Annotated in this window: 16 protein-coding genes; all 16 read right to left on the reverse strand. The window is 70.7% G+C overall.

Features of this window, described 5'->3' with window-relative positions; translation table 11 throughout:
• Positions 1–957: vWA domain-containing protein (locus OZN99_RS07800; protein ID WP_270934638.1), on the reverse strand; the 957-nt coding region annotated here is incomplete at its 3' end.
• Positions 958–1,170: 213 nt separating this feature from the next.
• The gene (locus OZN99_RS07805; protein WP_270934639.1) at positions 1,171–1,968 is read right to left on the reverse strand and encodes an FAD binding domain-containing protein; all 798 of its coding nucleotides are present in this window, start codon (positions 1,966–1,968) and stop codon (positions 1,171–1,173) included.
• Between the two features lie 12 nt (positions 1,969–1,980).
• The gene (locus OZN99_RS07810; RefSeq protein ID WP_270934640.1) at positions 1,981–4,365 is read right to left on the reverse strand and encodes a xanthine dehydrogenase family protein molybdopterin-binding subunit; all 2,385 of its coding nucleotides are present in this window, start codon (positions 4,363–4,365) and stop codon (positions 1,981–1,983) included.
• Between the two features lie 34 nt (positions 4,366–4,399).
• Positions 4,400–4,903, reverse strand: a complete 504-nt coding sequence (locus OZN99_RS07815; RefSeq protein ID WP_270934641.1) for a (2Fe-2S)-binding protein — start codon at positions 4,901–4,903, stop codon at positions 4,400–4,402.
• Positions 4,904–5,138: 235 nt separating this feature from the next.
• Complete coding sequence (locus OZN99_RS07820) at positions 5,139–6,188, reverse strand: ABC transporter ATP-binding protein (RefSeq protein ID WP_270934642.1); 1,050 nt, start codon at positions 6,186–6,188, stop codon at positions 5,139–5,141.
• A complete protein-coding gene (locus OZN99_RS07825; protein WP_270934643.1) occupies positions 6,185–7,204 on the reverse strand; it encodes an ABC transporter ATP-binding protein in 1,020 nt (339 codons plus the stop codon). Before OZN99_RS07825 ends, OZN99_RS07820 begins: the two co-directional genes overlap by 4 nt.
• 5 nt (positions 7,205–7,209) lie before the next feature.
• Entirely contained in the window at positions 7,210–8,142 is a 933-nt protein-coding gene (locus tag OZN99_RS07830; RefSeq protein WP_456299877.1) for an ABC transporter permease, read from the reverse strand.
• Entirely contained in the window at positions 8,139–9,080 is a 942-nt protein-coding gene (locus OZN99_RS07835; protein ID WP_270934644.1) for an ABC transporter permease, read from the reverse strand. The genes OZN99_RS07830 and OZN99_RS07835 overlap by 4 nt, the downstream gene beginning before the upstream one ends.
• 109 nt (positions 9,081–9,189) lie before the next feature.
• Entirely contained in the window at positions 9,190–10,788 is a 1,599-nt protein-coding gene (locus OZN99_RS07840; RefSeq protein ID WP_270934645.1) for an ABC transporter substrate-binding protein, read from the reverse strand.
• Between the two features lie 152 nt (positions 10,789–10,940).
• Complete coding sequence (locus OZN99_RS07845; RefSeq protein ID WP_270934646.1) at positions 10,941–12,530, reverse strand: ABC transporter substrate-binding protein; 1,590 nt, start codon at positions 12,528–12,530, stop codon at positions 10,941–10,943.
• 4 nt (positions 12,531–12,534) lie between these two features.
• On the reverse strand, positions 12,535–14,115 hold the full coding sequence (locus tag OZN99_RS07850) for an ABC transporter substrate-binding protein (protein ID WP_270934647.1): 1,581 nt from the start codon (positions 14,113–14,115) through the stop codon (positions 12,535–12,537).
• Positions 14,116–14,200: 85 nt separating this feature from the next.
• On the reverse strand, positions 14,201–15,793 hold the full coding sequence (locus OZN99_RS07855) for an ABC transporter substrate-binding protein (protein WP_270934648.1): 1,593 nt from the start codon (positions 15,791–15,793) through the stop codon (positions 14,201–14,203).
• Positions 15,794–15,914: 121 nt separating this feature from the next.
• Positions 15,915–17,519 carry an ABC transporter substrate-binding protein gene (locus tag OZN99_RS07860; protein WP_270934649.1) on the reverse strand — a complete coding sequence of 535 codons (1,605 nt, stop codon included), beginning with the start codon at positions 17,517–17,519 and terminating at the stop codon, positions 15,915–15,917.
• A gap of 106 nt (positions 17,520–17,625) precedes the next feature.
• Entirely contained in the window at positions 17,626–19,239 is a 1,614-nt protein-coding gene (locus tag OZN99_RS07865) for an ABC transporter substrate-binding protein (RefSeq protein ID WP_270934650.1), read from the reverse strand.
• A gap of 57 nt (positions 19,240–19,296) precedes the next feature.
• Positions 19,297–20,271: a class I SAM-dependent methyltransferase gene (locus tag OZN99_RS07870; protein ID WP_270934651.1), complete on the reverse strand. Its 975-nt coding sequence runs from the start codon at positions 20,269–20,271 to the stop codon at positions 19,297–19,299.
• A 9-nt stretch (positions 20,272–20,280) separates the two neighbouring features.
• On the reverse strand, positions 20,281–21,612 hold a 1,332-nt coding region (locus OZN99_RS07875), incomplete at its 5' end, for an aldehyde dehydrogenase family protein (protein WP_270934652.1).

Consider the following 21,612-nt stretch of genomic DNA (forward strand, 5'->3'; position numbering starts at 1 on the left):
CACGGGCCGGGGCGGCGGAGCCGCAGGCTCCGCCAGGGCGGCCGCGGCAAGGCCGGGCGGCAGCCAGGTGGGCGCGCCGCGCAGGCTGCTGGCCGTGGTCTTCACCCATTGCGCGCCGGAGGCGCGGCGCAGCGCCGTGCCGACGCGGAAGAAGGCGACCACGTCCGGCATGCGGGCATTGTAGACCAGGGCGCGGCTCTGCTCCGCCACCGCCAGCCCTTCCTCCGTCGCGCGCCGGCGCGCCTGCGGCGGCAGGATGCTGCTGATCGCGAAGAGCAGCCGCCCATGCACGTCCAGCCGCGCAGCCTCCTCGTCCGGGAAGCGCACCGGCTCGGCCAGGCTGCCGGAGAGATGAAGGTTCATCAGCACCACCCGGCCCTCCGTGGTGCCCTGCGCCATCACATGGCCGGCGGCGGCGGCCACCTCGGCCGGCGTGCCGTCGGTCGCTTCCCCGTCGGTGACGTGCAGCAGCGTCGGCGGGAAGGCGTGCGGATGCTCCTCGCACCAATCCGCCAGCATGTCCCCCGCCATGCGGAGCGCCGCGCACATCGGCGTTCCGCCGCCGGGCTGCGGCTCGAACCAGACCGGGAAGTCGACCGTGGTTTCGACAAGCCCGCCCGCGCCGTCCGGCACGCGCTTCCGGCGCTTCTCCACCCGCGCGGGGCTGCAGGCCAGCGCGCCGATCTCGCAGAGATGGCTGCCCGCCAGCGCGCCGCCGAAGGCCGGGCCGACGCTGTTCCCGGCATAGGCGAAGACTCCAACATCGAGGTCGTTCACCACGGCGCCCGCCCGGGTGGAGCGGTTCACAAGGTCCATCAGGCTGCGATTCACCGCATCCGCGAGGAAGCCGGCCTTGGTGGTGCCCGGCGCGATGTCCTCGCCCATGGAACCGGACTGGTCCAGCAGGAAGAGAAGACAGCTCGGCTGGGCGCGACTGATCTCGGCGAAATGCGCCATCGGGTCCGATCTCGGTCCAGAATCGAGGCGACCCGCTCAAGGCGGGAGCGGATGCCCGGCGATTGTGTCAGATCACGGAAACCGGCGCACGCCCCCTGCCACGCAACGCCGACGACAGGCGCGCGAAGCAGCGTTGACCGCAGATGCGAAGGGCGGCCCCTGGGCAGGGGCCGCCCTCTCAGCCTCGGGGTGTCCCGGCGCGCGGCGCCGGGTTCAGCCGGCGTTGGCGACGGCGCGCTTGGCCATCACGGTGACGAGATGGGCGCGGTACTCGGCGCTTCCATGGATGTCGCCATTCATCATGGCGGGATCCATCTTGATGGACGCGACCGCATCGGGCGACCAGTTCGCAGCGAGCGCGGCTTCCATGGCCGTCGCGCGGAACGCCCCGTTCGCGCCCGCGCCGTTCACGCCAACGCGCACGCCGGCCGGGCCCCTGGCGACGAAGACGCCCGCCATGGAGTAGCGGCTGGCCGGGTTCTTCATCTTGGCGTAGCCCGCCTTCTCCGGCACGGGGATGTGGATCGCGGTGACGATCTCCCCGGTGTCGAGCGCCGTGGCGAACATGCCCTGGAAGAAGTCGTCGGCGCCGATCTTCCGCTTGTCGGTCTGGATGGTCGCGCCAAGCGCCAGCAGCGCCGCGGGGTAGTCGGCGGAGGGGTCGTTGTTGGCGACGGAGCCGCCCATCGTGCCGCGGTTGCGCACCTGCGTGTCGCCGATGGTGGAGGCCATCCAGGCGAGCGCGGGGATCGCCGCCTTGATCTCGGCGGAGGTCGCGACCTCGTAGTGCTTCGTCAGCGCGCCGACGACGATGGTGCCGCCCTCACGCTTCACGCCGCGCAGCTCCGCGATGCCGGAGAGGTCCACCACAGCGGTCGGCTTGTTCAGCCGGAGCTTGAGCGCGGGCAGCAGCGTCATGCCGCCGGAGATCGCGCGCGCATCGGGATCGGCCGCGAGCAGCTTCACCGCATCGGCGACCGAGGACGGCTTGTGATAGGCGAAATCATACATGGCTCGATCCCCTCACTCCGCCGCCATCTTGCGGCCGCCGTTGACGATGTTCCAGATCTTCGCCGGGGTGGCCGGCATCTCGATGTGGCGGACGCCGTAGTCCTTCAGCGCATCCACCACCGCGTTGATCACCGCGGGCGGCGAGCCGATGGCGCCCACCTCGCCGCAGCCCTTCACGCCCAGCGGGTTGTGCGTGCAGAGCGTGGTGTGGGTGGCGACGCTGACCGGCGCGAGGTCGTCCGCACGCGGCATGGTGTAGTCCATCATGGAGCCGCTGATCAGCTGCCCCTGCGCGTCGTAGATCGCGCTTTCCAGCAGCGCCTGGCCGATGCCCTGCGCGACGCCGCCCTGCACCTGGCCTTCCACGATCATCGGATTGATGACGCGCCCGACATCGTCCACGGCGGTGAAGTTCACCATGGAGACCTTGCCCGTGTCGGGGTCTATCTCGACCTCGGCGATGTGGCAGCCGCCCGGATAGGTGAAGTTCTTCGGGTCGTAGAAGGCGGTCTCCTCCAGCCCCGGCTCGATCTCCTCGATCGGATAGTTGTGCGGCACGTAGGCGGCCAGGCTGATGTCGGTCAGCGACTTCGTCTTGTCGGTGCCGGCGACGCGGAAGGTGCCGCGGTCGAACTCCACGTCCTCCACGCTGGCTTCCATGAGGTGGGCCGCGATGCGCTTGCCCTTGGCGATGATCTTGTCCATCGCCTTGAACATCGCGCTGCCGCCGACCGCGAGCGAACGCGAGCCGTAGGTGCCCATGCCGAAGGGCACCTTCGCGGTGTCGCCATGCACGATGTCGATGTTCGCCAGCGGCACCCCGAGCCGGTCGGCGACGAGCTGAGCCAGCGTCGTCTCATGCCCCTGGCCGTGGCTGTGCGTGCCGGTCAGCACCGTCACGCTGCCGGTGGGATGTACGCGGATGGTGCCGACCTCGTAGAGGCCGGCACGCGCGCCGAGGCTGCCCACAACCGCGGAGGGCGCGATGCCGCAGGCTTCCAGGTAGGTGGAGATGCCGATGCCCCGCAGCTTGCCCTTCGCCTTCGCCGCGGCGCGGCGCGCCTCGAACCCCTTCCAGTCGGCCGCTTGCAGCGCCGCGTCCAGCGTCGCGAAGTAGTTGCCGCTGTCGTACTGCAGCGCGACAGGCGTCTGGTAGGGGAAGGCGTCCACCGGGATGAAGTTCTTCCGGCGGAACTCCACGCGGTCCATGCCGATCTCGGCCGCCGCCACGTCCATCAGGCGCTCGAGCAGGTAGGTCGCCTCCGGCCGGCCGGCACCGCGATAGGCGTCCACCGGCACGGTGTTGGTGAAGACCGCCTTCACTTCGGCATAGATCACCGGCGTGGTGTAAACGCCCGCCAGCAGCGTGGCGTAGAGATAGGTCGGCACGCAGGGCGCGAAGGTGGAGAGATAGGCGCCCATGTTGGCGAGGGTGTGCACCTTCAGCCCAAGGATCTTCCCATCCGCGTCGAGGGCGAGCTCGGCCCTGCTGACGTGGTCGCGGCCATGCGCGTCCGACATGAAGGATTCGGTGCGCTCCGCCGTCCACTTGATCGGGCGCTTCACCCTGGCGGAGGCCCAGGTGACGATCGCTTCCTCGGCGTAGTGGTAGATCTTGCTGCCGAAGCCGCCGCCCACATCCGGCGCGACCACGCGCAGCTTCGCCTCCGGGATGTTGAGCACGAAGGCACCCATCAGCAGCCGGATCACATGCGGGTTCTGGCTGGTTGTGTAGAGCGTGTAGTCGCCGGACTGCGGGTCGAACTCGCCGATCGCCGCACGCGGCTCCATCGCGTTCGGCACCAGGCGGTTGTTCGTCGTCTCGAAGGAGACGACCTTGTGCGCCTTGGCGAAGGCCGCATCCAGCGCCGCCTTGTCGCCGATGTGCCAGTCGTAGCAGAGGTTGCCGGGCGCGCCCTCATGCACCTGCGGGGCGCCGGCCTTCAGCGCCTGGTCCATCGTCGCGGCGGCGGGAAGCGGGTTGTAGTCCACCACGATGGCCTCGCCGGCGTCGCGGGCCTGTGCCTTCGTCTCGGCGACCACCACCGCGACCGGGTCGCCGACATGGCGCACCTTGCCCTCGGCGAGAACGGGGTGCTTCGGCTCCGCCATCGGCGAGCCGTCCTTGTTGTGGATCTGCCAGCCGCAGGGCAGCCCGCCGATACCGGCCATGTCGGCGCCGGTGAACACGGCCAGCACGCCCGGCATCGCCTTCGCGGCCGTGACGTCGATCGACCTGATCTCGGCATGCGCGTGCGGGCTGCGCAGGATGAAGGCGTGCGTCTGGCCCGGACGGTTGATGTCGTCGGTGTACTGGCCCCGGCCCGAGAGGAAGCGCAGGTCCTCCTTACGGCGCACGGAGGCGCCGATGCCCTCGAAGGGCGCTACGACGTTCATTTCTTCTTCCCTCCCCGTTGCCCCGCGGCGCAGCCTATTCGGCGGCGCGGGCCAGTTCGCTGCGGCGGCCCTGCATCACATCGGCGGCGGCGGCGATCGCCTTGACGATGTTATGGTAGCCCGTGCAGCGGCAGAGGTTGCCCTCCAGCCCTTCGCGGATCTCCTGCTCGGACAGGCCGCCGGGGTGCTTGTTCACCAGGTCGATCGCGGACATGACCATGCCGGGCGTGCAGAAGCCGCACTGCAGGGCGTGGTATTCGCGGAACGCCTCCTGCATCGGGTGCAGCGTGCCGTCGGGCTTGGCGAGCCCCTCGATGGTGGTGATGTCCGCGCCCTCGCACTGCACGGCGAGAATGGTGCAGGCCTTGATGCTGTCGCCGCCCATGTGGACGACGCAGGCGCCGCACTGGCTCGTGTCGCACCCGACATGGGTGCCGGTCAGCCGCAGCTTCTCCCGCAGCAGCTCGACGAGCAGCGTGCGGGCCTCAACCTCGACCGTGTGCTTCGTGCCGTTGACCGTCAGCGTGACCTGCGGCATCGCGCCTCTCCCCCGGGTTCCTGGAGCCGCCCGTGACATGGGGGCGGCGTTTCGGTTGGGGAGCCTCGCCCTGCCCCGCGCGTCCGTCAAGCGGCGCCGTGCGGCTTGCGGGCGGGAGTGGGCCGCCGGCGACCGCGAGCGGCGAAGGCGAAGGTTACGCAAGCCAGGCGCACCATCATCCGGGCCGGTGGGACGGCCTGGATCGCCTGGCAAGGCCGGGCACGGCAGGCGCCGATCAGCCGACGGCGAGCAGCGACGCGCCCTTCGAGCCGGCCAGGGGATTCTCGGCAGCCGGCCGGTCGTGCAGGTGGCAGGCGGCGATATGCCCCTCCCCCATCGCGTCCGCGACCGGGCGCAAGGCCGGCTCCTCGGTGCGGCAGCGATCGAAGGCGTAGGGGCATCGCGTGTGGAAGCGGCAGCCCTTGGGCGGGTTGATCGGGCTCGGCACATCGCCCTTGAGGATGATGCGCTCCCGCGCGGCGCCGGGCTCGGGCACCGGCACGGCGGAGAGCAGTGCCTCCGTGTAGGGGTGCTTCGGGGCGGCGAAGAGGCTGCGCTTCGGGGCCACCTCCACGATCTTGCCGAGATACATGACGGCGACGCGGTGGGTCATGTGCTCCACGATCGCCAGGTCGTGGCTGATGAACAGCATCGCCAGGCCGAGTTCCTTCTGCAGGTCCTGCAGCAGGTTGACGATCTGCGCCTTCACCGAGACGTCGAGGGCGGAGACCGCCTCGTCGCAGATGATCAGGTCGGGCTCCGCGGCCAGCGCGCGGGCGATGCCGATGCGCTGGCGCTGGCCGCCGGAGAATTCGTGCGGCCAGCGATTCACCGCGTCGCGCGGCAGGCGCACCTTGTCCATCAGGCCTGCCACCCGCGCCTCCAGGTCGGCGGCATCCTTCGCCAGGCCGAAGTTGCGAATCGGCTCGGCCAGGATGTCGCGCACACGCAGGCGGGGGTTCAGGCTGCTGAACGGATCCTGGAAGACCACCTGCATGCGCCGGCGCAGCGGCCTGAGCGTGCCCGACGGCATGTCGTCGATTCGGGTGCCGCCCAGGATCACCTGGCCGCCGGTGATGCTGAACAGGCGCAGCAGCGCCTTGCCCACCGTCGACTTGCCGCAGCCCGATTCACCGACCAGGGACAGCGTCTCGCCGCGCATGATCTCGAAGGAGACACCATCCACGGCATAGACGTAGCCTGTCGTGCCGCCGAAGAAGCCGCCATGGATCGGGAAGTGCTTCTTTAGGTCGTTGACCTGCAGCAGCGGTGCGATCGCGTTCATGCGGCCATCGCTCCCTCTCGCGGCGCGTAGTGACAGGCCGCGACATGGCCCGGTGCCTTTTCCTCCAGCGCGGGCGCGACGGCGCGGCAAAGGTCCGTCGCGTGCGGGCAGCGGCTGGCGAAGACGCAGCCTGGGATCTTCGCCTTGAGGCTGGGCACCAGCCCGGGGATCTCGGCAAGCCGCGTCTCGTGCCCGGTCAGCGACGATCCGAGCTTGGGCATGGAGCCCAGCAGACCCTGCGTATAGGGATGGCGCGGCGAGCGGAAGAGCGGGCCGATCGCCGCCTCCTCCACCTTCTTGCCGGCATACATCACCACCACCCGCTCCGCGACCTCGGCCACCACGCCGAGGTCATGGGTGATCAGCACGATCGCGGCGCCGACGCGGTGCTTCAGGTCGCGCATCAGCTCCAGGATCTGCGCCTGGATGGTGACGTCGAGCGCGGTGGTCGGCTCGTCCGCGATCAGCAGCTTCGGGTTGCAGGCGAGCGCGATGGCAATCATCACGCGCTGGCGCATGCCGCCGGAAAGCTGATGCGGATATTCGCGCACGCGCCGCTTCGCCTCCGGGATGCCGACGAGGTTCAGCATCTCGACAGCGCGATCCTCGGCCTGCTTGGCAGACATGCCCTGGTGCAGGCGCAGTGTCTCGCCGATCTGCCGCCCCACCGTCAGCACGGGGTTCAGGCTGGTCATCGGCTCCTGGAAGATCATCGAGATGTCGTTGCCGCGGATCTGGCGCATCTCGCGGTCCGAACACTCAAGCAGGTTCTTGCCGTTCAGCCGGATGGCGCCGGCGATCTTGCCCGGAGGTTCCGGGATCAGGCGCAGGATGGACATGGCGGTGACGGACTTGCCGCAGCCGCTTTCCCCGACGATGGCCAGCGTCTCGCCCGCATTGACGTGGAACGACACGCCGTCCACCGCGCGGTTCACGCCGTCCGGCGTGCGGAAATGGGTCTGGAGGTTCTCGACCGAGAGAAGCGGTTGTCCGTCCTGCGGACCGGGGAGAGCCATGCGGTTCAGAGCCTCTTCGCCATGCGCGGATCGAGCGCGTCGCGCAGACCGTCGCCGAGCAGGTTCACCGCCAGCACGGTGATCGAGAGGAACACCGCCGGGAAGAACACGATGTAGGGCTTCACCTGCCAGAGCGCGCGGCCCTCCGCCATGATGTTGCCCCAGGACGGGATGATGGGCGGCGTGCCTGCGCCGATGAAGGACAGGATTGCCTCGGTGATCATAGCGCTGGCGCAGATGTAGGTGGCCTGCACGGTCAACGGCGCCAGCGTGTTCGGCAGGATGTGGCGGATGATGATCATGGGCGTACGCGTGCCGGCCGCCACCGCGGCATCGACATAGGGCTGCTCGCGCAAACTGAGCACCACGCCCCGCACCAGGCGCGAGACGCGCGGGATCTCCGCGATGGTGATGGCCAGGATGACGTTGCCGACCGAGCCGCGCGTCAGGGCCATCAGCGCGATCGCCAGCAGGATGGAGGGGATGGACATCATCCCGTCCATGATCCGCATGATGATCGCATCGGCCACCCGGATAAAGCCGGAGGTCAGCCCGATCACCAGCCCGATCAGCGAGGCGCAGATCGCGACCGAGAAGCCGACGGTCAGCGACACCCGCGTGCCGTAGAGCACGCGCGAATAGACGTCGCGGCCCAGCATGTCGGTGCCGAACCACCACTGGGCGGACGGCTCGCGCGTGCGCAAGGCCGGGGCCAGCGCAGTGGGGTCCTTGGTCCAGAGGAAGGGCGCGAAGACCGCGACGCAGACCATCAGCAGCACCAGGAAGCCGCCGATGGCAATGGTCGGGTTGCGCCGCAGGAAGCCGATGAAGCCCTTCTTCGGCTTCACCGGCGGCATGATGTCCGGCATCGGCGCCGCGGCGTTGACGCCGGCCGGCAGCGCCACGCCGGCGCCGGGCGAGAGGGTTGCCGTGCTCAATACCGGATCCTCGGGTCGAACAGGGTGTAGAGCAGGTCGATGGCCAGGTTGACCAGGACGTAGACGAAGCTGAACAGCAGCACGACGCCCTGGATCACGGGGTAGTCGCGCCGCAGGATGGCGTCCACGGTCAGGCGGCCCAGGCCGGGGATGGCGAAGACGCTTTCCGTCACCACCGCGCCGCCGATCAGCAGCGCGATGCCGATGCCGATGACCGTCACGATCGGCACGGCGGCGTTCTTCAGCGCATGCAGGAACAGGATGGCGCGCTGGCCCACGCCCTTGGCCTTCGCGGTGCGGATGTAGTCCTGCTGCAGCACCTCCAGCATCGTCGCGCGCGTGATGCGCGCGATCAGCGCGATGTAGACGGTGCCGAGCGCGATGGCCGGCAGGATCAGGTTCTCGAGCCAGGGCCAGAAGCCGCGGGAGAAGGGCGTGTAGCCCTGCACCGGCAGGAGGTCCCATTCCAGCGCGAAGAAATAGGCCAGCAGGTAGCCGACCACGAAGACCGGCACCGAGAAGCCCAGGACGGCGAAGGCCATCACCGCGCGGTCCACCAGCGTGCCCTGCTTCCAGGCCGCCACCACGCCCATCGGCACCGCGACCGAGACCGCCAGCAGCAGCGTGACGATCATCAGCGACAGCGTCGGCTCGATCCGCTGCGCGATCATGGTGCTGACCGGCAGGTTGGTGAAGATCGAGGTGCCGAGGTCGCCGCGAAGGATGTCCCAGACCCAGGCGCCGAAGCGCACGAGATAGGGGCGGTCCAGGCCGAGGCTGGCGCGGATCCGCTCGACATCGGCCGGCGTCGCCTGGTCGCCGGCGATGACGGCGGCCGGGTCGCCCGGCGCGATGTAGAGAAGGGAGAACACGAACAGCGCCACCACCGCCATGACGGGAATGGTGGCGAGCACGCGCCGGACGACATACGCGAACATGCTTACGCCCTGACTGCGGCGGAAAACGCGGCTGGGCCGGTCGCCCCGCCGATGCCGCCGCACCGGCCCTGCGGCCGGCGCGGAACCGGGATGGCGACCGGCCGCGCCCTCACGACTTGGACACGCCCCAGGCGAAGGGGATGGGCCCCTTCACAATGCCGGAGACGTTGCGGCGCCAAGCCTGGTAGCCCAGGAAGAAGCCGGTCGGGCAGTAGACGACGTTCTCGACCGCCGCGCGGTTGAGCCGCCCGATCGCCGCGCGCTCCTGCTCGATCGTGGTGGCGGCGAGCCAGTTCGGCACCTCGGCCTCCACCGCCGGCACGTTCGGCCAGCCGAACCAGGCGCCGTCGCCATTGGCGCGCACCGCGTTGTAGAGCACCGGGTTAATGGCGTCCGCGCCGGCATGCCAGGTGTGGAACATGCCCCAGCCACCCTGGTTGGGCGGATTCTTCATCGCGCGGCGCTGACCGACGGTGCCCCAGTCCGTCGCGACATACTCCACCGTCATGCCGAGCCGCCGCAGCAGGTCGGCCGTGACGTCGCCCTGCGCCTTGGTGATGGGCTGGTCCTGCGCGACGAGGCAGATCACCGGCTCCCCGGCATAGCCGGATTCGCGCAGCATGGCGCGGCCGCGTTCCAGATTGGCGGCCTTCATCATCTCGCCGCCCTCCTCCGTGTAGAGCGGCGTGCCCGGCGTGAAGAAGCCGCCCATCGTCCTCCAGAGGTTGCGGTCGTCGCCGACCAGCGCGGTCATGTAGTCCTGCTGGCTCAGCGCCGTCATCACCGCCTGGCGCACCCGCACGTTGTTGAAGGGCGGATGCAGGTGGTTCATGCGGAAGCTGCCGATGTTGCCGAGCGGGTCGGCGATGTCCACGGCGATGTTCCGGTTGCGCCGCAGCACCGGCACCAGGTCGGTGATGGGGTTCTCCCACCAGTCGATCTCGCCGTTCTGCAGTGCCGCCGCGGCGGTCGCGGGGTCGGGCATGATCACCCACTCCACCCGGTCCACCATCATTCGCTTGCCGCCGGCCAGCCAGTTCGGCGGCTCGTTGCGCGGCACATACTGTTCGAAGCGCTGGAACACCGCGCGTGCGCCCGGCACCCACTCGTTGCGCACGAAGCGCATCGGGCCGGAGCCGACATACTCGTTGATCTGGGTGAAGCTGTCGAAGCGGGTGGCGATGCGCTCCGGCATGATGAAGCACATGGGCGTCGCGTTCTTGCCGAGCGCCATCTTCATCTTGGCGAAGGGCGCGCTCAGCACCCAGCGGAAGGTGCGGTCGTCCGTCGCGCTCAGCTCGACATTCAGGGCGCGCAGCAGCTGGCCCATCGGGTCGCGCGGCATCCAGCGGTTGATCGAGGCCACCACGTCGCGCGCGCGCACCGGCTCGCCGTCGTGGAAGCGCAGGCCCTCGCGCAGGCGGAAGGTCCAGGTCTTCCCGTCCTGGCTGACCTCCTCGCCCTCCACCATCTGGCGCTGCGGCTCGAGCTTGTCGTCGAAGCCGTAGAGCGTGTCCCACACCAGCACGGCGGCGTTGCGCACCACGTACTGCGTGCCCCAGATCGGGTCGAAATTCGCCAGGTTGGCCTGCGGCACGAAGCGCAGCGTCCGGTTCGCCGCCTGGCTGTACGCAGGCGCGGCCAGCCCGCCGGATGCCGCCACGGCACCGGCAGCGACGCCGGTCTTGAGGAACGACCTACGGTCCATCCAACACTCTCCCAGTTGCTTTGCCCCGTTGACGGGCAAACTGCCCCAATCCTGTGCGGCGCGCCAGCACCCCTCGGCCGCAAAACTGCCGGAACCGGCTGCGGCCCGTTCTGCTCAGCACATGTCGTGCCACGCGTCGCACGGCGTGGCCGTCACGCCCGTCGCACGCCCCAGAACACCGCCGGCCCGCCCTTCACCACGCCGGTCAGGCTCCGGCGATAGGCCATCGGCGGCAGCACCTGGCCGAGCGGGACGAAAGGCACCTCCTGCCAGACCGTGCGCTGGATCTCCTGCGCGATGCGCCGCTCGGCTTCCAGGTCGGTCGCCTCGAACCAGGCCTCGCGCAGTTCCTCTAGCCGCGGCATGGTCGGCCACCCGGCCCAGGCATTCGCCCCGTGCCCGCGGATCGGCTGGTGGCTGCCGGGCACCGACACGTCGAGGCCTTCCCAGGTGGTGCAGAAGACGCTCCAGCCGCCCTGGTCCACCGGGCCGCGATTGGTGCGGCGCTGGATGTGGGTGCCCCAGTCCATCGCCTGGAAGTCCACGTTGAAGCCTGTGCGGCGGAGCATGTCCGCCGCCACCTCGGCCAGGTTCTGCAGCACCGGCAGGTCGGTGGCGGAGAGCATGGCGACGCGCTCGCCGCGGTAGCCGGCCTCCCGCACCGCGCGGCGCGCCGCTTCCAGGTCGCGCGGGCCGGAGAGCACCTCGAGCCCGGCGTCGTTGGCCAGGGGGGTGCCGGGCGTGAACACGCCGGCCGGCACGCGCGACAGCGCGGGGTCGGTGCCAATCGCCGCGTTCATGAAGGCGCGCTGGTCCACGGCGGGCAGCAGGGCGCGTCGGATGGCCGGATTGTCGAACGGCGGATGCAAGAAGTTGAAGCGCAGGACGCCCAGGTTCCCGGCAGTGTTGATCAGCTCCACCGCGATGTCGCGGTTCCGCCGCAGCAGCGGCAGCAGGTCCGCCAGCGGCGTCTCCCACCAATCCGCCTCGTTGTTCTGCAGCGCGGCGGAGGCGGTGGAGGGATCGGGCATCACGCGCCATTCGACGCGGTCGAAATGCACGGTCTTGCCGCCGGCCATGAAGTCGTTCGGCTCGTCGCGCGGCACGTAGCCCTGGAAGCGTTCGTAGACCGCGACGTCGCCCGGGCGGAACAGGTCCTGGCGGAAGCGGAAGGGGCCGCTGCCCGTGGTGTCGGTGATCTGCGTGAACGGATCGGTGCGCGCCACGCGCTCCGGCATGATCGCGCACATGTTGGCCGAGGGCTTGCCGAGCGCGAAGGCCAGGCCGGGCCAGGGCTTCTTCAGCCGCATCTCGAACCGGGCGTCGTCCAGCGGGCGGATCTCGTCCAGCAGCGCGTCCAGCCGCTGCCCCAGCACGTCGCGCTTGGCCCAGCGCCGGATGGAGGCGACGCAGTCCGCCGCGCGCACCGGCTCGTTGTCGTGGAAGCGCAGCCCCGGGCGCAGCGTGACGATCCAGCGCCGGCCGTCGTCCGTGACCTCGTGCCCGGCTGCCATCTGCGGCCGCGGGCGGAAATCGGTGCCGAGGCCGAAGAGTGTGTCGTAGATCATCAGGCCGTGGTTGCGGACCACGACGGCGGTGGACCAGATCGGGTCGAGACTGGCCAGGTTGGCCTGCGGCACGAAGCGCAGGGTGCGCGCCTGCGCCTGGCCGAAGCCGAGGCGCGGCGCGGCGAGCAGCCCGGCGGCGGCGCCGAGGACGGCTCGGCGGGTGGCATGCGGCATGGGGTCAGCCCTTCGCGATGTTCCAGAACACGGTGGCCGGCGCGCGGAACACGCCGGTCACGTTGCGGCGCCAGGCGCTCGGCTGCCAGTAGTAGCCGAGCGGGATGTAGGCCATCAGCTCCATCGCACGCCGGTTCAGCGCCTCCGCGACGCGGCGGCGCTCGGCTGCATCCGTCGCATCCACATACTCCGCGCGCAGCCGCTCGATCCCGGCATCCTCCGGCCAGCCGAACCAGGCATTGGGGCCGTTCGCACGCAGGAACAGGTGCGTCACCGGCTGTGTCAGCGAGAGGCCCTGGCTGGTGGTGTGGATCACGCTCCATCCGCCGCGTTCCACGGGCTCCTTGCTGGCGCGGCGCTGCACCAGCGTGCCCCAGTCCGTCGCGACGATTTCCAGGTTCATGCCCAGCCGCCGCAGGATGTCCGCCGTCACCAGGCTCAGCGCGTTGATCTGCGGGTAGTCGCCGGGCGCGATCAGCACCACGCGCTCGCCGGCATAGCCCGCCTCGCGCAGGGCGGCGCGGGCGCGGTCGATGCTACGGGTCTTGAGGATCCCGCTGCCCGACTCGTTTGCCAGCGGCGTGTCGCAGGTGAAGACGCCCTCGCACACGCCCCAGCCATCCGGCTCGTTGCCGGCCACGGCGCGCAGGTAGTCGCGCTGGTCCACCGCCATCGCCACGGCGCGGCGGATCGCCGGGTTGTTGAAGGGCGGCTGCAGGCAATTGAAGCGGCAGATGCCGTAGGTGCCCTCCAGCAGACGCTGCTGCACGACCAGGTCGCGCGAGCGGCGCATCACCGGCAGCAGGTCGTGGAGCGGGTACTCCCAGTAGTCCTGCTCTCCCAGCGTCATGGCGTTCGCGCTGGTGGCGGGGTCGGTGATGATCGTCCACTCCACGCGGTCGAGCCGCGGCACGCGCCCACCCGCCAGGCCGTCCACCGGCTCCTGCCGCGGCTGGTAGCGGTCGTTCTTCGCCCAGACGGCGCGCTGGCCCGGATTCCACTCGTTCGGCAGGAAGCGGAAGGGACCGCTGCCCACCGCCTCCCGCAGTTGCTGGAAGGCGTCGGTGCGGGCCAGGCGCTCCGGCATGACGAAGCAGGGGAACTGGGTCTGGCCCAGCGCCTCCAGCAGCAGCGGCACGGGGCGGTGCAGGCGGAAGCGGAAGCGGCGGTCGTCCAGCGCCGCCACCTCCGCGATGGCGGGCTGCAGCACCTGCATGAAGGGGTCGCGCTTCGACCAGCGGTCGATGGAGGCGACGCAGTCGCGCGCCGTCACCTTCTCGCCGTCATGGAACAGCAGGCCGTCGCGCAGGGTGAAGGTGACGGAGAGCCGGTCCTGCGCAACCTCCCACCCTTCCGCCATCTGCGGCCGGATGGCGCCGGCGGCGTCCTGCGCGCAGATCTGGTCATAGACCAGGAAAGCGTTGTTGCGGGTGACCACCGCGGTGGTCCAGACCGGATCGAGCGAGGTGAGGTTCGCCTGCGGGATCACGCGCAGCGTGCGCGCCGCGGCGCCCTGCGCGCCGACCACGCGCGGCGCCATCACCGAAGCCGCGCCTGCGGCCATCAGGCCACGCCTGCCAAGCATCGCGCTCTCCTCTCGCCCTGGGCCCGGGCCATGACGCGGTGCCTCGGCCGGCGCCCCGGGCGGAGCCGGCCGAGGCACGTGGCGGTCAGGTGCGGCGGAGGCCCCAGAACAGCGCCAGGCCCTTCACGCGGTCGGTCAGGTTGCGCCGGTGCGCCGTGGTCGAGAGATAGGCGCCCACCGGCACGTAGGGCAGTTCGTCCATCGCCACTTCCTGGATCTCGCGCGCGATGCGCTGCTGCGCAGCCAGATCGGGGGCGACGAACCATGCGTCGCGCAACTCCTCCAGCCGCGGGACGGTCGGCCAGCCGGGCCAGGCGTTGGCGCCATTGCCACGCAGCGGGAAATGCGCAGCGGGGTCCACGAAGTCGAAGGACGAGAAGCTGGTGAACAGCATGCTCCAGCCGCCGCGGTCTACCGGTTCGCGGCTGGTCCGGCGCTGCACGGTGGTGCCCCAGTCCGTGAGGACGATATCGGCGTTGAAGCCGAGCCGACGGACCAGGTCCGCGCCCACCTGGGTCATCGCGGACGGTGCGAGGATGTCGGTCGGCCCGATCAGGCGCATCGGCTGGTTGGTGTAGCCTGCGTCGCGCATCATCGCGCGCGCGCGGTCCAGGCTCCGCGGTCCGGTCAGCGGGCCGAGCGCGGCGTCGTTGGCTAGCGGCGTGCCGGGCGTGAAGACTCCGACGCCCGTCATGAACAGCGACCGGTCGTCGCCGACCACGGCGGTCATGAAATCCGCCTGGTTGATCGCCGGCAGGATAGCCTGGCGCATCTTCTTGTCGTTGAAGGGCGGATGCAGGTGGTTGAAGCGCATGATGCCGATCAGCGGCAACGGGTCGATCGCCTCGACCGTCACGTTGCGGTTGCGCCGCAGCAGCAGCTGGATCTCGGGCGGCGGCTGTTCGTACCAGTCGATCTCGCCAGTCTGCAACGCGGCGGCCGCGGTGCTCGCATCGACGATGATGTGCCATTCGACGCGATCGAAATGGACCACTTTGGGGCCGGCAGTCAGGCTCGGTCGGCCCACGGGGGTCGGCACGTAGTCCGGGTTGCGCTCGTAGACGACGAGGCTGCCGGAGTTGAATTCGCGCGGCACGAAGCGGAACGGACCGCTGCCGATCACCTCGCGCACCTGCTGGAACGGGTCGGTGCGCGCGAGGCGCTCCGGCATGATGAAGGGCGGGCTGTTCGAGACCTGGCCCAGCGCGGCCGTCAGCAGCGGGAAGGGCTGCTTCAGGCGGAAGACGATGCGGCGGTCGCCATCGGCTTCCAGCGCATCCACGAAGGTCTCGAGTTTCTGGCCGATCGGGCTGCGCTTCATCCAGCGCTGCAGCGAAGCGACGCAGTCGATGGCGCGCACCGGCTCGCCGTCGTGGAAGCGCAGGCCGCTGCGCAGCGTGATCGTCACGCGGCGCCCGCCATCCTCCACCGCATGGCCTTCCGCCATCTGCGGCTGCGGGCGGAACTGCTCGTCCGTGCCGTACAGCGTGTCATAGACCATGTAGCCGTGGTTGCGCGTGATGTTGGCCGTGGTCCAGATCGGGTCGAGGCTCGTCAGGTTGGCCTGCGGCACCATCTTCAGGACGCGGTTCTGAGCGGGCTGAGAGACCGCGAAACGCGGCAGCGACGCCGCGGCCATACCGGCGGCGCCCGCCTTCAGCAGGTTCCTGCGATCCATCCGTTGCTCCCGTCGTGAAGCCTGTCGCCGCGATCAGAACAGGCAATGCACCGGCCGGCAAGACACGAAGGGCGCCGCGGCACGCCGCGACGCCCTCCGGCAGCGTCAGGGATGGGACCGATCAGCCCGTGCGCTGGACATTCCAGAACAGCGGCAGGCCCTTCAGCACGCCGGTCAGGCCGCGGCGATAGGCCGTGGCCTGGAAATACTGGCCAAGCGGCAGGTAGGGCACCTCCTGGAAGGCGACCTCCTGGATCTGCTTCGCGACGGCCTGCTGCGCCGCCAGGTCCGGCGCGTCGAACCAGGCCTGCCGCAGTTCCTCGATGCGCGGGATGGTCGGCCAGCCGAACCACGCCGCGTTGCCGTGCCCGCGCAGGCTCTGGTGGACGCCGGGGTTGAACATGTCCACGCCGGCCCAGAAGGTGCAGAACATGCTCCAGCCGCCGCGCTCCGGCGCCTCCCGGCTGGCGCGGCGCTGCACCACGGTGCCCCAGTCCGTCGAGACGTAGTCCACATTCATCCCGACGCGCCGCAGCATGTCGTTGCTCACCTGCGCCAGCGCGTTCAGCGAGGGGAAGTCGGACGCCGCGATCAGCACCACGCGCTCCCCGTTGTAGCCCGCCGCCGCCAGGTCACGCCGCACCTTCTCGACGTCGCGCGGCGAGGTGAGCGCCTGCAGCCCGGCGTCGGAGGCCAGCGGTGTGCCGGGCGGGAAGAAGCCCACCTCCTCGCGCCACAGGCTGCGGTCGGTGCCGATCACCGCGGTCATGAAGTCCGCCTGGTTCACCGCGCCGAGCAGCGCGCGGCGGATCGCCGGCTTGTCGAAGGGCGGATGCAGGTGGTTGAAGCGCGCGATCGCCATCAGCCCGGTCGGGTCCGGGATCTCCAGCACCACGTTCCGGTTGCGTCGCAGCACCGGCTGCAGGTCGCCGGTGGGCTGCTCCCACCAGTCCATCTCGCCATTCTGCAGCGCGGCGGAGGCGGTCGCCGGGTCGGGCGTGATGTGCCACTCGACCCGGTCGAAATGCGTGCGCTTCGGTCCCGCCGTCCAGGACGGCGTCCCCTCGGCGCGCGGCACGTATTCGGCGAAGCGCGTGTAGACCACGCGCGCGCCGGGCACGCGCTCGTTCGCGACGAAGCGGAAGGGGCCGGATCCGATCAGGTCGCCGCGCAGCGGCTGGTTCGGGTCCTGGCTCGCCAGGCTCTCCGGCATGATGAAGCACACCGGGGTCGAGGGCTTGCCCAGCGCCTCGAACAGCAGCGGGAAGGCGCGCTTCAGGCGGAAGACGATGGTGCGGTCGTCCGGCGCCGCCAGCTCGTCGGTCACCGTCATCAGCACCTGGCCCAGGGCGTCGCGCGCCGCCCAGCGGCGGATGGAGGCCACGGCGTCGCGCGCACGCACCGGCTCCCCGTTGTGGAAGCGCAGGCCCTCGCGCAGGCGCATCGTCACGCGCCGGCCCTCGTCCTCGACGGTGTGGCCCTCCACCATCTGCGGCTGTGCCTTGTAGTCGGCATCGAAGCCGTAGAGCGTGTCCCACACCATGTAGCCGTGATGGCGCGTGACATAGGCCGTGGTCAGGATCGGGTCGAGCACGGCGAGGTCGGCCTGCGGGATGAACTTCAGCACCCGCGCCGCGCCGGCAGTGCCCTGCCCCATGGCGGGCGTGCCGATCGCCGAGGCGCCGATGGCGGCCCCCGCGCCGGCAAGGAGTTGGCGTCGCTGCATGGACTTGTCTCCCTGGCGGCCCGGCGGATGGCTGGATCCGCCGGGGCCACTCATCAAACGCAACGGCACGCCGCGCGCAAGGGGCGCGCTGCAGGGCGCGCCGCGATCACGCCCGGCGGATGTTCCAGAACACCGGCGGCTGGCCCTTCAGCATGCCCGTCAGGTTCCGCCGGTAGGCGGTCGGCTGGTAGTACATGCCGGTCGGCACATAGGGCACCTCCTCGAAGGCGATGCGCTGCATCTCCGTCGTCGCGGCCAGCGCCGCCGCGTCGTTCGGCGCGTCGAACCAGGCGTTGCGCTGCGCCTCGATGGCGGGGATGGTCGGCCAGCCCGGCCAGGCATTCTCGCCATGTCCGCGGATCGAGGCATGGCTCGCCGGGTTCCAGTGGTCCACGCCGGACCAGAAGGTGAAGAATCCGGACCAGCCGCCCTGCTCCAGCGGGTTGCGGCTGGCGCGGCGCGCCACGACGGTGCCCCAGTCCGTCGAGACGAGCTCCACGTTGAAGCCCATCCGACGGAACAGGTCCGCCCCCACCAGCGTCGCCGCGTTGATCGAGGCGAGGTCGGTGGCGTTCAGCAGCACCAGCCGCGCGCCCATCGCCCCGGCCGCCTGCAGCTCCGACCGCGCGGCGTCGATGCTCTTGCGCAGCCGGTCGAGCCCGACCCGGGAAGCCGAAGGCGATTCGGGCGCGAAGTAGCCGATGCCTTCGCGGCGCAGGTCCGGCCGGCCCTCGACGCCCGTCGTGCCGATCACCGCGGTCATGAAGTCCATCTGGCTGATCGCCGTCAGCACGGCGCGGCGCACCGCCGGGTTGTTGAACGGGGCGGTGAGGTGGTTCGGGCGGAAGATCCCGATCAGGCCGGAATTGTTGATGATGTCCACGGTGATGTTGCGCGCGTTGGCGCCACGCTGGAACAGCGGGAACAGGTCCGCCGTCGGCTGTTCCCACCAGTCGATCTCGCCGGACTGCAGCGCGGCCGCGGCGGTCGCCTGGTCCGACATGATGTGCCACTCGACGCGGTCGAAATGCGCCACCTTCGGGCCCGCCGTCATGGACGGCGTGCCGGAGGCGACGGGCACGTAGTCCGGGTTGCGCGCATAGGCCAGGCGCGATCCGGGCACCCATTCGTTCGCGACGAAGCGGTAGGGGCCGCTGCCCACGGCCTCGGTGATGTTGGTGAAGGGATCGACGTTGGCCAGCCGCTCCGGCATGACGAAGAGGCAGCTCGTCGTCACCTTGGAGAAGGCCTCGAGCATCTTCGGGAAGGGCCGGCTGAGGCGGATCGTGAAGACGCGGTCGCTCTCCTCCGACATCTCCGCCACGCGCGCCATCAGCTCCTGCCCGAAGGCGTCGCGCCGGCCCCAGCGGCGGATGGAGGCAATGCAGTCGCGGCCGCGCACCGGCGTGCCGTCGTGGAAGCGCAGGTTCTCCCGCAGCGTGAAGCGCCAGAGCAGGCCGTTGTTCTCGACGACATGGCCCTGGACCATCTGCGGCTGCGGCTCGAACCGCTCGTTCATGCCGTAGAGCTGGTCATAGACCAGGAAGGCGTGGTCGCGCGCGACGAAGGCGGTGTTGGTGAAGGGGTCGATGTTCCCCGGATTGGCATGCGGCACGTATTTCAGCGTGCGCGCGGCCGCGGGCTGGGCGATGGCGAAGCGCGGCAGGGACGCCGCGGCGGCAGCGGCCCCGGCGCCCGCGAACAGGTCGCGACGAAGCATTCGTTATTGTCTCCAGAATGAAGCCGGGCCGAGGCTAGCGGGCCGCGCCCGGTTTCCTCAAGGGGCGCGATGCGGCCGGCGCAGGACGAAGCGGTTGGAGACCTGGGTGATTCGCGCCAGGGAGTTGTCGCGGTAGCAGGCCAGCACCTCGCAGCCGGCGGCGGCGATGGCCGCGAACACCACGGCCTGCGGCAGGGCGTGCAGTTCCTGGTCGTCGATCGCGTCCATCCCGGCCAGGTACTCCGCCAGCACGAAGCGGTAGCCCTCGAGGAAGACCGGCAGCTGGACCACCGCGACGCCGCCCGGGCGCAGCGCGGCCAGCATCCGGCGCAGCAGGAACAGCATCACCGGCGGCGGGTTGTGCTGCAGGACGATGCGCGAATAGAGCAGGTCGCATTCCGGAAGGGCGAGGTCCGCCGGGTCCTCGATCCGCGCCAGCGTGACGTTCCGCACGCCCTCCGCGGCCAGATGCGCCCGGGCCAGATCCAGATGCGGCGCCGAGACGTCGAGGCCGGTCACGCGGTCCGCGAATCCCGCCAAGTGGCGCGTCACCCGCCCAACGCCGCAGCCGAGCTCGATGCAATGCGCCCAGCCCGCCGCCGGCAGGCCATGCCCCGCGAGCTCCGCCGCCAGCATCTCCGCCTCCGCCCGGCCGGTGGCGAGGAAGGCCGGCATCGTGGCCGCGATGTGCTCGGGCTTGTAGGCGGCGTGGCTCACCACGGAGAAATGCGGCTCGACCTCGCCAAGCCGGCTCCAGACACGCCGCACATGGGCGAAGAGGCGGGCGAGGTCCTCGGCGGAGCATTCGGTCTCCACCGGGCCATGCCGGCGCGTCGCGGCCCAGCCGGTCATGAAGCGCAGGATCTCCCGCGCATTGGCGTGGCAGAACTCGGGCGCATTCAGGAAGGTGGCGCGCAGCGCCGCCAGGTCGCGCGCGCCGGCCGCATGCGCCGCGACCACCGCCTCGTTCTCCGGCTCCCGCCCCAGGATCAGGCGGTAGGCGGCGCGCACCTCCTCCGGCGTGACGGGCATGGCGCGCGCTCAGCCGCCCGCCGGCCGGTGCCCGAAGCCGAGCACCGGCGCCGCCGCGGTCTCCACCCAGACGGCCTTGGATTGCGTGTAGGCGTTGAGCGCCTCGATGCCGGAGGACCGGCCATGCCCGGAGGCGCCGAAGCCGCCGAAGGGCACGCTGACATGGATGGTGCGGTAGCCGTTGACCCAGAAGGTGCCCGCGCGCACCGCGGCGGCGACGCGATGCGCCCGGCCCAGGTCGCGGGTCCAGACCGCGCCCGCGAGGCCGAAGCCGGTGGCGTTCGCCAGCGCCACCGCCTCCGCCTCGTCCTCGAAGGGGATGGCGGCGACGACGGGGCCGAAGATCTCCTCCTGCGCCACGCGCGCGGCATTGGTCACGCCGGCCAGGATGGTCGGCGGCACCCAGAAGCCGCCCGCCGGCAGGCCGGGGTCGCGCGGCGCGGCGAGCAGGCGCGCGCCCTCCGCCACGCCGGCCTCCACCAAAGCGGCGACATGCGCATGCTGGCGGGCGTTGCAGACCGGGCCGGCCTCGGTCGCGGCGTCCAGCGGGTCGCCCAGCCGGATTTGCGCCGAGGCCGCCGCCATCTGCTCCACGAAGCGGTCGTGCAAGCTGCGCTGGACCAGCAGGCGCGAGCCGGCGACGCAGCTCTGCCCGGAGCCCGCGAAGATCGCCTGCTGCGCCCCCTGCACGGCCACCGGCAGGTCGGCATCGGCGAAGACGATGTTGGCGCTCTTGCCGCCAAGCTCCAGGACGCAGGGGATGGTGCGCGCCGCGCAGGCCGCGGCGACGCGCGCGCCGGTCGAAGGGCCGCCGACGAAGGTCACCATCGCGACCTCCGGCGCCGCCAGCAGCGCCTCCCCCGATGTCCCGCCCAGCCCGGCGACCACCTGCACCAGTCCCTCCGGCAGGCAGGCCTCCAGCGCCAAGCGGCCGAAGGCCAGCGAGGTCAGCGGCGTGTATTCGGACGGCTTGAGGACCACGGCATTGCCCGCCGCGAGCGCCGGCAGCGCGTTCCAGCCGCAGGTGAAGAGCGGCGCGTTCCACGGCGTGATCGCCAGCACCACCCCGAAGGGCTCGCGCCGCACATAGACGAGATGCCCGGACGGGACCGGGATGGTCCGCCCCTCGATCTTGTCGCACCAGCCGGCCCAGTATTCCGCCATCTCGGCGACGCGGGCCACCTCGCCCCGGCAGTCGCGGATCGGCTTGCCCGTGTTGGCGCATTCCAGCCGCGCCAGCGCCTCCGCCTCGCGCCGCACCAGCCCGCCCAGCGCCCAGAGCCGGCGCCCGCGCTCCGCAGCGGGCAGGCCGATCCACGCGCGCTGCGCCCGTGCCGCGCC

Source organism: Falsiroseomonas oryzae (genome assembly GCF_027856955.1).
Taxonomy (GTDB): domain Bacteria; phylum Pseudomonadota; class Alphaproteobacteria; order Acetobacterales; family Acetobacteraceae; genus Falsiroseomonas; species Falsiroseomonas oryzae.